This window comes from Pantoea septica (assembly GCF_002095575.1).
Lineage (GTDB): Bacteria > Pseudomonadota > Gammaproteobacteria > Enterobacterales > Enterobacteriaceae > Pantoea > Pantoea septica.
The window spans coordinates 95736-109353 of record NZ_MLJJ01000009.1; the positions used below are offsets into that span (position 1 = coordinate 95736).

Sequence of the window (13618 nt, forward strand, 5' to 3'; positions counted from 1 at the left end):
AGAGTCATCACGCCGGGCCCTAATAGGCGTCAACTTACCCCTTGTCAACGCATACGGAGTGAATCATGGCACAGGCACTGTTAAGAACGGTGGTGGACAACAGCAGCGCGCCGCTTAGCCAGAACAGAGAGAAAGTGCTGTCGGTGCAGGGTCTGGGCAAGCGCTGGGGCGAGAACCGCGTGCTGGACAACGTCAGTTTTGATCTGCATGCGGGAGAAATGGTCGCCGTGATCGGCCGCTCGGGCGCAGGCAAATCGACGCTGCTGCATATGCTCAACGGCACCATCGACGCCTCGGAAGGCGCGGTGTACAGCCTGCGCGACGGCGAGGCGCAGCGCAATCTGCTGGCGCTCAACAGCCGCCAGCTGCGCCAGTGGCGCAGCGAATGCGGCATGATTTTTCAAGACTTCTGTCTGGTGCCGCGGCTCGACGTGCTGACCAACGTGCTGCTGGGCCGTCTCAGCCAGACCTCGACGCTGAAATCCTTTTTTAAACTCTTCTCCGACAGCGACCGCGCCCACGCCATCGAACTGCTGCAGTGGATGAATATGCTGCCGCAGGCGCTGCAGCGCGCCGAGAACCTGTCGGGCGGACAGATGCAGCGCGTAGCCATCTGTCGCGCCCTGATGCAGAACCCGAAAATCCTGCTGGCCGACGAGCCGGTGGCGTCGCTCGATCCCAAAAATACCAAACGCATCATGGATGTTCTGCGCCAGGTGAGCGAGCAGGGCATCAGCGTGATGGTGAATCTGCATTCGGTTGAGCTGGTGAAAAGCTACTGCTCGCGCGTGATCGGCATTCAGCGCGGCAGAGTCCTGTTCGACGGCCATCCGGCGCACCTGACCGACAGTCTGCTGCAGCAGCTGTACGGCGATGAAATCAACCAGCTCCACTAACTCCCACGGCAAGAGAAAAACCTCGAATGAAACTGACTTTATTAGCGTTACTGACCAGCGTAATGACCTTTGGCGTGAACGCGGCGGATGCGCCGAAAGAGCTGAATCTGGGCATTCTCGGGGGGCAGAACGCCACCCAGCAGATCGGCGATAACCAGTGCGTAAAGGATTTTTTTGATAAAGCGCTCAACGTTGATACGAAGCTGCGCAACTCTTCCGACTACGCCGGCGTCATTCAGGGACTGCTGGGCGGCAAGATCGATATGGTGCTGAGCATGTCGCCCGCCTCTTACGCCTCGGTCTATCTGCAGGATCCCAAAGCCGTGGATATCGTGGGCATTCTGGTAGACGACAAAGATGGCTCAAAAGGCTACCACTCGGTGGTAATCGTGAAAAACGAGAGCCCCTACAAGAAGCTGGAGGATCTGAAGGGCAAATCGTTCGGCATGGCCGATCCCGATTCAACCTCTGGTTTCCTGATGCCGAACCAGGCCTTTAAGAAAGCGTTTGGCGGCAGCGTCGATGACAAGTACAACGGCTTTTTCTCCAGCGTCACCTTTTCCGGCGGCCACGAGCAGGACATTCTCGGCGTGCTGAACAATCAGTTTGACGGCGCGGTGACCTGGAGCTCGCTGGTGGGCGACTACAACAGCGGCTACAGCTCCGGCGCTTTCGGTCGCCTGATCCGCATGGATCACCCCGATCTGATGAAGCAGATCCGCATTATCTGGCAGTCGCCGCTGATCCCGAACGGTCCGCTGCTGGTGAGCAATAAACTGCCGGCCGATTTCAAACAGAAAGTGGTCGAGACGATTCAGAAGCTGGATAAAGAGCAGCACGCCTGCTTCGTGAAGGCGGTGGGCGGCGCGCAGCATATCGGCCCGGCCTCGGTGGCGGATTATCAGAATATCATCGATATGAAGCGCGATCTGGCGAAAGGACAGCGCGGCTAAGGTCGATGCCCGGCGCTGACGCGGGTGACAGCAAGAGATCGCAAAGACGCAGGGAAGGCATCCCTGCCGGCTCGTCCCGCGCGGATACGCACCTCATCCTTGAGGTGCGCCCGTTACCGGGCCAACGCGCGGCGTTTTTGTCCATGGCGCGGGACGCTTTGCTCTTCTCTGCCTGTCACCCGCTGAAGAAGCTGTTCTGCGGCCTGAGAATCGGCCTGTTGCCCGCTCGGTTAATTTCTTCTATTACGCAGGAATCTTCTTTTGACTGACTTCGAACGCTACTACCAACGCATCCGCAGCCAGCAGAAACGCGATACGCTGATCTGGTCGCTGGTGCTGGTGACGCTCTACCTGCTGGCAGGCAAAATGTCAGAGTTCAGCCTGACCACGCTTTGGACGTCGATGCCGCACTTCTTTGACTACCTGTGGCAAACGCTGCCGGTGCTGCACCTTTCCACGCTGTTTAACGGCGTAAAGACCGAAGGATCGCTCGCTTACTGGGGCTACCGCCTCCATTTTCAGCTGCCGCTGATCTGGGAGACGCTGCAGCTGGCGCTCGCCTCCACTATCGTGGCGGTCTGCATCGCCGCGGTGCTGGCGTTTTTCGCCGCCGACAACACCCGCACCCCGGCAAGCCTGCGCTTTGCTATTCGCGCCTTTGTCGCATTTCTTCGCACCATGCCGGAGCTGGCCTGGGCGGTGATGTTCGTGATGGCGTTCGGCATTGGCGCTATTCCCGGCTTTCTCGCGCTGGCGCTACACACCGTCGGCAGCCTGACCAAACTCTTCTACGAGGCGATTGAGAGCGCCTCCGATAAGCCGGTGCGCGGGCTGGCCGCCTGCGGCGCCAGCAAGCTGCAGCGCATGCGCTTCGCGTTCTGGCCGCAGGTTAAGCCGATCTTTCTCTCCTACAGCTTTATGCGGCTGGAGATCAACTTTCGCTCCTCAACCATTCTGGGGCTGGTGGGCGCAGGCGGCATCGGCCAGGAGCTGATGACCAATATCAAACTCGATCGTTACGATCAGGTCAGCATCACGCTGCTGCTGATTATCGTGGTGGTATCGCTGCTGGACACCTGCTCCGGCCGGCTGCGCCGCCGCGTCGTGGAGGGTTCCGCATGATAGCGCTGGCGCCGGACATCGGCAAAATCAGGCAGGAAAATCCGGCGCTGTTCGCGGCGCAGAAGCGCTATCTGCGCCGACTCGCGCTGGCGGCGGTCGCTATCCTGCTTTACTACCTGTTCTTCTTTGAATTCTACGGCATCGAATGGGGCCGCGCCGCGATGGGCGCGCAGCAGCTCGGCCGCTATTTTCTGCGCATGTTTGTCTGGCACGATTTTATTAACTGGCCGTTCGGCTACTACTTCTCGCAAATCGGCGTCACGCTGGCGATCGTTTTCGCCGGCACCCTGACCGCGTCGATTATCGCGCTGCCGCTGTCGTTTCTCGCCGCGCGCAACGTGATGCACGCCCGGGCGACGCGGCCGATCGCCTGGGCGGTGCGCCGCCTGCTCGATCTGCTGCGCGGCATCGATATGGCGATATGGGGGCTGATATTCGTCCGCGCCGTCGGCATGGGGCCGCTGGCGGGCGTGCTGGCGATTGTGATGCAGGATGTCGGCCTGCTGGGCAAACTCTACTCGGAAGGACACGAGGCGGTAGAGCGCTCGCCGAGCCGCGGACTGAGCGCGGTCGGCGCCAACAGCCTGCAAAAGCACCGCTTCGGCATCTTTACCCAGTCGTTTCCCCATTTCCTGGCGCTTAGCCTCTATCAGATCGAATCCAATACCCGCTCGGCGGCGGTGCTGGGCTTTGTCGGCGCGGGCGGCGTCGGGCTGGTTTACGCCGAGAATATGCGCCTGTGGAACTGGGACGTCGTGATGTTTTTAACCCTGATCCTCGTGGCGGTGGTGATGATCATGGATGCGCTCTCCAGCCGCCTGCGCCGGCGCTATATCAGCGGGAAGCCGGTGCCGCTCTGGCAGCCTGCCGCGCGCGACTGAGCCGTTCGCTGCGCTGCCAGGCGCGCGCCAGCGCCTGCGCCAGCTGCGCGCTCTGCCAGGGTTTCGCCAGCCGTTCGCACAGCGGCAGCGCTACCGGCTGCAGGCGCAGATCCTGACCGCTGATCAGCAGCGTCGCCAGCTGCGGCCACTGCTGCTGCGCCTGGCGGATCACCTCGGCGCCGTTCAGGCCGCCGGGCAGCATCAAATCGCTGATCAGCAGATCGATATCGGGCGTCTGGCGCAGCAGCGCCAGCGCCTCTTCGCCGCTGGCGCACTCCAGCGTGACGTAGCCGAGCTGGTGCAGATGCTCGCACAGCGTTTGACGCACCGCCGGTTCGTCATCCAGCACCAGTACCAGCTTGTCGCGCGGCGTCGGCGGGGCGACCGGCTGCGCCGGCGGCGACGCGACCGCGCTTTCAGGCGCGCGCGGCAGCAGCAGGCGCACGGTGGTTCCCCGGCCCGGCGCGGTGTCGATCTCGATCTGGCCGCCGGACTGCCGCACAAAGCCATAGACCATCGACAGTCCAAGGCCGCTGCCGCTGCCGGTCTCTTTGGTGGTGAAAAAAGGCTCGAATACCTGTTCCCGCACGTCCGGCGTCATGCCGCAGCCCTGGTCGATCATCTCAATCATCACGCGCTCTCCTTGCTCGCGTCGCTGGCTGGCGATACGCAGACGTATCTCGCCGCTTCGTTGCTGCATGGCGTCGCGCGCGTTCACCACCAGATTCATCAGCGCGTTCTCCAGCTGGCTGGCGTCGATCCAGGCGAGCCAGCCGGGCCGCTGCGCCTCGACCGTCAGGCGCTGGCCGGGCAGCAGCGAGTGCTGCAGCAGGTTTTGTAGCTCGTCCACCAGCTGCGTCACGGAGACGGCGCGCGGATGCAGCGCCTGCTTGCGCGAGAAGGCGAGCAGACGCTGGGTGAGCAGGGCGGCGCGATCCGCCGCCTGACGCGCCCGTTCAATGCGGCTTGCCAGGCTGCCCGGCGGCAGCTGGCCCTGGGTCAGCGCCAGGCTGCCGATAATCACCGCCAGCAGGTTATTGAAGTCGTGCGCGATGCCGCCGGTCAGCTGGCCGACCGCCTTCATCTTCTGGCTGTGCACCAGCGCCTCTTCCAGCGCCTTGCGCGCGGTGCGCTCCAGCACGGTGTTGACGATGCCGCGGCGCGGCACCGGGCTGAAGCGCAGCTCCAGCGTACGCCCATCCGCGAGCCGCACCTCCTGCGGCTCGCCCGGATGCTGCAGATCCACGCCCACCCGTCCCAGCAGCTGGCGATAGTGCAGGCCGCGGTGCAGCGCCTCGCCGGAGAGCCCCAGCAGCTGCGGATACTGCGCATTCCACACCACCAGCTGGCCCTGGTTGTCAAACAGCGCGAAGCCGTCGCGCATGGCGAGAAAGGTCGATTCGAGCTGGCTGCTCTTCTCCTTCAGCAGTCGCGAGGTGTGCGCCAGCGAGGCGGTATTGCGGGCGAAAACGTTAAAGGCGCGCGCCAGGTCGCCCAGTTCGTCGCGCCGCTGAAGGCCCGGCACCGCCACGCGCTTCTCTCCCTGCGCCAGCCGCGTCATGGCGTCGGCGATGGCGGTCAGGCTGGAGCCGAGGTTGCGATAGATATAGATCCCGGCATAGCCGGTGATCGCCAGCGCCAGCAGGGCGAACAGCACGATAAACAGGATCACCGAGTTGAGCTCGCGGTGGGTTTCCGCGCTGCGCATTTCGCTCTGCTGCGCCACCTGCTGCACGCAGGCGGTGATATCGTCGTTAAGCGCCGCCACCAGCGCCTTGATGCGGTAGGTGGAATAGGCGATAGCCAGATCGTTCTCCGCCAGCCGATCCGCCAGCGGCCGCAGCGACTGCTGGGTGGCGATCAGGCGCGCGATTTTCTCATCCAGCACCGCATCGCCGGAATCTTGCCGCCACGCCGTCATCACCTGCTGCAGCTGGTCGACCACCGCGACCGGCGACGGCGTGCGGATCGCCGCCGCCAGCAGCCGCTCGGTCTGCTGCCGCAGCGCCGCCGCCGGGCCGCGTCGCGCGGCGAGCTGGTTGATATGATCGAGCAGCAGCTGCGACTGCCACAGGCCGCTGAGCAGGGCGTTGCGCTGTAGATGACGCTGATGGCCGTTGATCAGCAGCTGAGTGATGGTCTGCTCCAGCATCAGGCTGCGCGCGCGGATGCGCGCCACCCGCGCCGTCTGACGCGCCGCGAGCGGCGCCGAGGCGAGCAGCGTCAGCGACTGCTGCAGCGCCTGCTGGTTCTGCTGCAGGCGCTGCGATTCGCTCTGATACTCCAGCGCCCCCACCACCTGCGACAGGCGCACCGCCGCGGTGGCGACGCTGGCGGTATCGCGCGCCAGCGCCAGGCTGGCGCTCATATCGCTCAGGGTTTGCGCCTGCGCCTGCTCCTGAATGCGTCCGGCATGGCGAAAGCCGAGTATCGCCACTGCGCTCACCATCAGCGTGACGCATACCACCAGCAGATTAAACAGCAGCAGGCGGCCGCGCGCGCCCGCCTGCCAGGGATGTTGATGCCGCATACCGCGCCTCCGCGCCCGCCGTGACTGAGGCGAGTATAGGGCGCGGCTCGGGCGCATTTATGACAAATATGAACGGCCGCTGACATTTTCCATTTATCTGGCGCTGCTTTACTCAGCCTTAATCACCGTTATCTGGAGCGGTCCATGACAGCCACACCGATTCTGCAAATGCGCGACATCACGCGGCGCTTCGGCCAGTTTTACGCGCTCAAGGGCGTTGATCTGACGGTGTATGCCGGGGAGATCCACGCGCTGATGGGCGAGAACGGCGCGGGCAAGAGCACCCTGATGAAGATCCTCGCCGGCGCCTACAGCGCCACCAGCGGCGAAATCCTGATCGACGGGCGCCCCTGTGCCATCCGGGGACCGAAAGAGGCGCTGGCGGCAGGCATCACGCTGATCTATCAGGAGATCAATCTGGCGCCCAACCTGACGGTGGCGGAGAACATCTTTCTCGGCAGCGAAATCACGCGCGGCGGACTGATTCGGCGTCGGCAGATGGCCGAAGAGGCGCAGCAGGTGATCGATCGGCTCGGCGCGCAGTTTAGCGCCACCGACCGCGTCAGCCGCCTCAGCATCGCCGAACAGCAGCAGGTCGAGATCGCGCGCGCGCTGTACCGCAACAGCCGCATTCTGGTCATGGACGAACCCACCGCCGCGCTGAGCAACCGCGAAACCGAGCAGCTCTTCGCGCTGATCAAGCGCCTGCGGGCGGAAGGCATGGCGATTATCTATATCAGCCACCGTATGGCGGAAGTGTATGAGCTCTCCGATCGCGTCAGCGTGCTGCGCGACGGGCAGTATGTCGGCAGCCTGACCCATGACACCCTGAACGCCAGCGAGCTGGTGCGCATGATGGTCGGCCGTCCGCTGAGCGATCTCTTTAACAAGGATCGCACTATCCCGTTCGGCGACATTCGCCTGGCGGTCAATCACCTGACCGACGGCGGCAAGGTGCGGCCGAGCAGCCTGGCGGTGCGCGCCGGCGAAATCGTCGGCCTGGCCGGACTGGTGGGCGCTGGGCGCAGCGAGCTGGCGCAGCTGATTTTCGGCGTGCGTAAACCCAGCGGCGGCGAGATCTGGATCGACGGGCAGCAGGTCGCCATCCACTCGCCGCGCGACGCCATTGCGCGCGGCATCGGTTTCCTCACCGAAAACCGCAAAGAGCAGGGGCTGTTTCTGGAGATGGCGGCACAGGAGAACATCGTGATGGCGACGCTGGAGCGCGACGCCAGCTACGGGCTGCTTAACCGGCGCAAAGGCAGGCAGATCGCCGGCGACGCCATCGCCACGCTCAACATTCGCGTGCCGCATGCGCAGGTGCGGGCGGGCGGCCTCTCCGGCGGCAACCAGCAGAAACTGCTGATTTCGCGCTGGGTATCCATTGGACCGCGCATCCTGATCCTCGATGAGCCAACGCGCGGCGTCGACGTCGGCGCCAAAAGCGAGATCTACCGCATGATGAATCAGATGGCGCAGCAGGGCGTGGCGATCCTGATGATCTCCAGCGAGCTGCCGGAGGTGGTCGGCATGAGCGATCGGGTGTACGTGATGCGCGAAGGCGCTATCGCCGGGGAGCTGGATAAAGATCAGATCAGCCAGGAAAACATTATGACGCTGGCCACCGGGGCGCAGAGCGCCTCACCGCTGGAAATATAAGGAGAAGAGAGCGATGACAGAAACCACGCGGGCGAAACCGCCCACCGTCAAGCGGGCGCTGATAGGCGACATGCTGCAAACCGTCGGCATTTTGCCGATTCTGGTGCTGATTGTGGTGGTATTCGGCTTTGTCGCGCCGAATTTCTTCACCGAGGGCAATCTGCTCAATATTACCCGCCAGGCCTCGATTAACATCGTGCTGGCGGCCGGTATGACCTTTGTCATCCTGACCGGCGGCATCGACCTCTCGGTGGGCTCGATGCTCGGCACCACGGCGGTAGTGGCGATGGTCGCCTCGCTCGATCCGATGCTCGCCGGCATGACTATCCCCATGGCGCTCGGCGCAGGTCTGGTGATGGGGCTGTTCAACGGCATTCTGGTCGCCTGGGCCGGACTGCCGCCCTTTATCGTTACCCTCGGTACCTATACGGCGCTGCGCGGCGCCGCCTACCTGCTGGCGAACGGTACTACGGTGATTAATTCCGATATCAGCTTCGAGTGGATAGGCAACGGCTATCTCGGCCCGGTGCCCTGGCTGATCGTTATCGCCTTCGCCGTGATCGCCGTCTGCTGGTTTATCCTGCGCCGCACCACGCTGGGCGTCCATATTTACGCGGTGGGCGGCAATATGCAGGCGGCGCGGCTGACCGGCATCAAGGTCGGCGCGGTGCTGGTGTTCGTCTACGCCATGAGCGGGCTGCTTTCCGGGTTAGGCGGGCTGATGTCGGCGTCGCGCCTTTATAGCGCCAACGGCAATCTCGGCGTTGGCTACGAACTGGATGCCATCGCCGCGGTGATCCTCGGCGGCACCAGCTTCGTCGGCGGCATCGGCACCATTACCGGCACGCTGATCGGCGCGCTGATTATCGCCACGCTCAATAATGGCATGACGCTAATGGGGGTCTCCTATTTCTGGCAGCTGGTGATCAAAGGCGCGGTGATCATTATTGCGGTGCTGATCGACAAATATCGCACCCGGCACCACGTCTCCTGAACGCGGCGCCCCTTTTTTACCCTACGCCATTCAGCCGTTGGCGATTCTAATAACAGCAGGAGAAGGTCTATGCGTTTTAATCCGATCGTAACCGGGCTGCTGGCGGCAACGCTGTTCAGCGGCGCCTTCGCCCAGGCGAAAGATCTCAAGTCCATCGGCGTCACCGTCGGCGATCTCGCCAACCCGTTTTTCGTGCAGATTACCAAAGGCGCGGAGATGAAAGCCCGCGAGCTGGCGGGGGACAAAGTCAACGTGACGCTGGTTTCCAGCGGCTACGATCTGGGCCAGCAGGTGGCGCAGATTGATAACTTTATCGCGGCGAAAGTCGACATGATTATCCTGAACGCCGCCGACTCCAAAGGCATTGCGCCAGCGGTGAAACGCGCCCGCGACGCCGGCATCGTGGTGGTGGCGGTTGACGTGGCGGCGGACGGCGCCAACGCCACCATTACCTCGGACAACACCCAGGCGGGCGAGATGGCCTGCAAATATATCTCCGACCGCCTGAAGGAGAAGGGCAATGTGCTGATCATCAACGGCCCGCCGGTTTCCGCCGTGCAGAACCGCGTCGAGGGCTGCATGACCGAGCTAAAACGCCATCCCGAGATCAAGCTGCTCTCCTGGAACCAGAACGCCAAAGGCAGCCGTGAAGGCGGGCTGGAAGTGATGACCGGCCTGCTGTCGGCCAATCCGAAAGTGGACGCGGTGTTCGCCATTAACGACCCGACCGCCATCGGCGCGGATCTGGCGGCGAAACAGGCGCAGCGCAACGAGTTCTTTATTGTCGGCGTCGACGGATCGCCTGACGGCGAAGAGGCGCTGAAGCGTAAGAATTCGCTGTTCGTCGCCACCCCTGCGCAGGATCCGCAGGTCATGGCGGCGAAAGCGGTGGAGATCGGCTATGACATTTTGCAGGGCAAACCGGCGCCGGATAAGCCGGTGTTGATCCCGGTTTCCCTGATTGATCGCAACAACGTCGGCAGCTACAAGGGCTGGACGGTTAAATAGCACCGTCGCCGGCTGTTCGCCCTCAGGCGCTCAGCCGGACCGCTTCCGGACGCGACACATCGGCGGAAAAGACATAGCCGAGGCCGCGAATAGTGCGGATCAGGCTGGGCTGATGCGGATTGGTTTCAATTTTCCGCCGCAGCCGCATAATCAGCACGTCGATGGTGCGGTCGAAAACGTCGAGGCTTTCGCCGTGGGTCAGCTCCAGCAGCTGATCGCGCGTCAGCACCTTGCGCGCGTGGCGCACCAGCGCGCGCAGCAGCGCATATTCGCCCTGCGTCAGCGGCACCGATTCGCGCTGCGGATTGAGCAGCTGACAGCGCGCTTCATCCAGCTGCCAGCCGTTAAAGCGCCAGCCGCTCTCCTCCGCCTCCGGCTGTATAAGCCGGCCCCCGCGCCGCAGCGCCGCGCGCGCTCTCGCCACCACCACGCGCGGGTTGAAAGGCTTGGCGATATAGTCATCCGCGCCCATCTCCAGTCCGACCACCATTTCCGCTTCAGAGCCCATGCCGGTCAGCATGATCACCAGCAGATCCGGGCGCTGACGCTGTAGCTGCTGCAGCACCAGCAGGCCGTTGGTATCGGGCAGCATCATATCCAGCATCACCAGCGCGATGTCGTCGTGCTGCGCCAGCAGCGCCGACGCGTCGCGGCCGTAGTGGCAGCAGTAAACGCTAAACTGTTGTTCATTCAGCACATCCTGCAACAGTTCGCAGACGGCCTTATCATCATCGACAACCAGAATGGCGGGCTTCATGCAGCGCGACCTCAGGGTTAAAAAAAGGTTAACAAAAGTGTACACGGCGCGTTTTGCGCCGCGTCGATAAGCGACGGAAACGTGAGCGATATCGCCATCGGCTTTAAGGAAGCGTGCGTTGGCGCAGAATTTTTCGGCGAGGCAGGGGAGGCGATGAAAACGATTGCGCGGCAGCGGGGCAATGCACCATAATCGCGCCTTCTTTTGGTTCAGATTTCTCTTAGAAAATGCCAGGCCTGGCAAGGTAAACGATTGCGTTTGCGGCTGGCATAGCGATTGCTATGACTTCAGGCCTTATGGAGATTCAGGGCGTGACGACAGCGGCCGTCAGCATGCAGCGGCGCGTCGTGCGGTACCACAATAATCAGCATGTAACCCCCACTGGCAAGTGAGAACGCGCATTCGTGCCGTCTCCGCTCTTGAGAGATGATGATGTTAGAAAAACTGTTCAAGCTAAAAGCGCATAATACGACGGTCCGCACCGAAGTGATCGCCGGGATCACCACCTTCCTGGCGATGGCCTATATCCTGTTTGTTAACCCCAGCATTCTGGGCGCCACCGGAATGGATAAGGGGGCGGTATTCGTCGCCACCTGTCTGGCGGCGGCGATCGGATCGGTCCTGATGGGGCTGATTGCCAACTACCCGATCGCGCTGGCGCCGGGCATGGGGCTGAACGCCTTCTTCACCTATACCGTCGTGCTGCATATGGGTTACACCTGGCAGATCGCGCTGGGCGCGGTGTTTTTGTCGGCGGTCATCTTCTTTGCGCTGTCGATTTTCAAAATCCGCGAGTGGATTATCGCCAGCATTCCGCTGCCGCTGCGCGCCGGCATTGCGGCAGGCATCGGGCTGTTCCTGGCGCTGATTGCGCTGGAAGGCGCAGGCATCGTGGTGGATAACCCGGCGACGCTGGTGGGACTGGGCGATCTCACTAAGCCGGGGCCGCTGCTGGCGCTGCTGGGCTTTGTGGTGATTGTGGTGCTGGAGGCGCGTCGCGTCACCGGCGCGGTGCTGATCGGCATTCTGCTGATTACTTTTATCTCGATGGGCATCGGCCTGTCGCCTTTTGCCGGCATCTTCTCCGCGCCGCCGTCGATCGCGCCCACCTTTATGCAGCTCGATATCGCCGGCGCTTTTAACGTCGGCCTGGTCAGCGTGATTTTCGCCTTTCTGTTCGTCGACGTCTTCGACAATACCGGCACGCTGCTGGGCGTGACTAAACGCGCCGGACTGGCGGACGAACAAGGCAATATCCCGAAAATGGGCCGCGCGCTGGTGGCCGATAGCGCCGCGGCGCTGTTTGGATCGCTGCTTGGCACCTCGACCACCACCAGCTATGTGGAATCCGCGGCGGGCGTGAGCGCGGGCGGACGCACCGGCCTGACGGCGGTGGTGGTCGCTATTCTGTTCCTGCTGGCGCTGTTCTTCTCGCCGCTGGCGGGCAGCGTGCCGGTCTACGCTACCGCGCCGGCCCTGCTGTTTGTCGCGGTGCTGATGGCCTCCGGCCTGGCGGAAATCGACTGGAAAGACATCACCACGGCGGCGCCGGTCACCGTTACCGCGCTGACCATGCCGCTGACCTACTCTATCGCTAACGGCATCGCCTTCGGCTTTATTACCTGGACGGTGGTGAAGCTGCTGAGCGGCCGCACGAAAGAGGTCAACGCGGCGCTGGTGATCCTCTCTTTGCTGTTCGTGATCAAGCTGGGCTGGCTCAGCGCCTGATAGCGATCGCCGCGCTGGCGCGGTGTTATTCTTTTGCTGCGCGCAAGACGTCAATCGTCTTGCGCGTTTTTTTTGCTTCATTCTTTAGGGATTTGCGTAGCGGATTCCAGAGTCCGTCAGAAAGGGTGTTAGCTTTTTTGGCGCAGCGCTACTCTGCCTGCGCTAATTCGAGGTGCGCATCACCTGCCATTTATGACTGAATTAGCGGAACGGGGAATGTTAACCAGGCGGCAATCTGATTAAATACTCAACAGTCAGGGGCGGCGCCGGTAGCATGACTGTAAGGCGTAACAAGGAAGGAGAGAAGAGTATGGAAATTTCGTTAAGCCCGCTTCCGCGCACGTTTTCTTATCCCCTCATCCCTCTTCGGCAATCAGGAGGACCCCTTATGGAGCGACTGACCAAACGCGTTGAGCGGCTTGAGCGGGATACGCACCAGATAAAAACAGACCTGGCGGTACTGACCGAGCGTTCGCAACATTTCGCGACGAAAACGGATGTTGAAGGGCTGCGTACCGAACAGTTCAGGCTGCGCTGTGAAATGATCGAAGGCTTCGCCCAGACGGCAGCCCAGTTTGCTCGTATTGATGAGAGATTTGCGCGAATCACTGACTGGACCGGGCAGGCCGACAGTAATTTTTCCGCGATTGATAAGCAGTTTGAGCGGGTTCATGAACAATTCGAACGCGTTGACGAAAAATTTGAGCGCATGGACGAAAAGTTTGAGCGCATTGATGAGAAGTTTGATCGCATCGATGAGAAGTTTGAGCGAATCGATGAGAAGTTTGAGCGCATGGACGAAAAGATTGAGCGCATGGACGAAAAGATTGAGCGCATAGACGAAAAGTTTGAGCGCATGGACGAAAAGATTGAGCGCATGGACGAAAAGTTTGAGCGCATGGACGAAAAGTTTGAGCGCATGGACGAAAAGTTTCAGCACGTCGACGAAAAGTTTGACCGCCTCAACGATCGCATCACCTGGACACTGTTGGTCCCGGCTGTGTTGGCCGTGCTTGGCTGGCTGGCGAGAGAATTTGCGGTGAATCTGTAGAGAGGCGGCATGCGCGCGGCCTCTCTACATTCAGGGGGA

The 13618-nt window shown here is 62.0% G+C and carries 11 protein-coding genes; 9 read left to right on the top strand and 2 right to left on the bottom strand.

Going from position 1 to position 13618, the window contains the following annotated elements; genetic code table 11:
- Window positions 1–65: 65 nt before the first annotated feature.
- From phnC to phnE (HA46_RS07100), 4 genes are all read left to right on the top strand, one after another.
- Entirely contained in the window at window positions 66–896 is an 831-nt protein-coding gene (gene phnC, locus HA46_RS07080; protein WP_084883251.1) for a phosphonate ABC transporter ATP-binding protein, read from the top strand.
- Window positions 897–922: 26 nt separating this feature from the next.
- Window positions 923–1849, top strand: coding sequence for a phosphonate ABC transporter substrate-binding protein (phnD, locus tag HA46_RS07085; RefSeq protein WP_033791426.1), 927 nt, complete (start codon window positions 923–925; stop codon window positions 1847–1849).
- Window positions 1850–2110: 261 nt separating this feature from the next.
- Window positions 2111–2971, top strand: coding sequence for a phosphonate ABC transporter, permease protein PhnE (gene phnE, locus HA46_RS07095; RefSeq protein ID WP_084883254.1), 861 nt, complete (start codon window positions 2111–2113; stop codon window positions 2969–2971).
- A complete protein-coding gene (gene phnE, locus HA46_RS07100) occupies window positions 2968–3852 on the top strand; it encodes a phosphonate ABC transporter, permease protein PhnE (protein WP_033791423.1) in 885 nt (294 codons plus the stop codon). Before phnE (HA46_RS07095) ends, phnE (HA46_RS07100) begins: the two co-directional genes overlap by 4 nt.
- On the opposite strand, the gene HA46_RS07105 is transcribed toward phnE (HA46_RS07100), so the two are convergent.
- Window positions 3806–6382 (bottom strand): ATP-binding protein, encoded by a 2577-nt coding sequence (locus tag HA46_RS07105; RefSeq protein WP_084883257.1) that lies wholly within the window; start codon window positions 6380–6382, stop codon window positions 3806–3808. The two genes, phnE (HA46_RS07100) and HA46_RS07105, sit on opposite strands and share 47 nt — an antisense overlap.
- A 144-nt stretch (window positions 6383–6526) precedes the next feature.
- On the opposite strand from HA46_RS07105, the gene HA46_RS07110 reads away from it, so the two are divergent.
- The 3 genes from HA46_RS07110 (at window position 6527) to HA46_RS07120 (ending at window position 10043) form a co-directional block, all read left to right on the top strand.
- Entirely contained in the window at window positions 6527–8041 is a 1515-nt protein-coding gene (locus HA46_RS07110) for a sugar ABC transporter ATP-binding protein (protein ID WP_084883260.1), read from the top strand.
- A 13-nt stretch (window positions 8042–8054) separates the two neighbouring features.
- Entirely contained in the window at window positions 8055–9035 is a 981-nt protein-coding gene (locus HA46_RS07115; protein ID WP_033791420.1) for an ABC transporter permease subunit, read from the top strand.
- Window positions 9036–9104: 69 nt separating this feature from the next.
- Window positions 9105–10043, top strand: a complete 939-nt coding sequence (locus tag HA46_RS07120; RefSeq protein WP_033749891.1) for an ABC transporter substrate-binding protein — start codon at window positions 9105–9107, stop codon at window positions 10041–10043.
- A 22-nt stretch (window positions 10044–10065) separates the two neighbouring features.
- Here HA46_RS07120 and HA46_RS07125 read toward each other — a convergent pair whose 3' ends face one another.
- Window positions 10066–10800, bottom strand: a complete 735-nt coding sequence (locus HA46_RS07125; protein WP_084883263.1) for a response regulator — start codon at window positions 10798–10800, stop codon at window positions 10066–10068.
- Between the two features lie 429 nt (window positions 10801–11229).
- On the opposite strand from HA46_RS07125, the gene HA46_RS07130 reads away from it, so the two are divergent.
- Entirely contained in the window at window positions 11230–12528 is a 1299-nt protein-coding gene (locus tag HA46_RS07130; RefSeq protein WP_244277510.1) for an NCS2 family permease, read from the top strand.
- Window positions 12529–12916: 388 nt separating this feature from the next.
- Window positions 12917–13579, top strand: a complete 663-nt coding sequence (locus HA46_RS07135; RefSeq protein ID WP_084883265.1) for a hypothetical protein — start codon at window positions 12917–12919, stop codon at window positions 13577–13579.
- Window positions 13580–13618 lie beyond the last annotated feature (39 nt).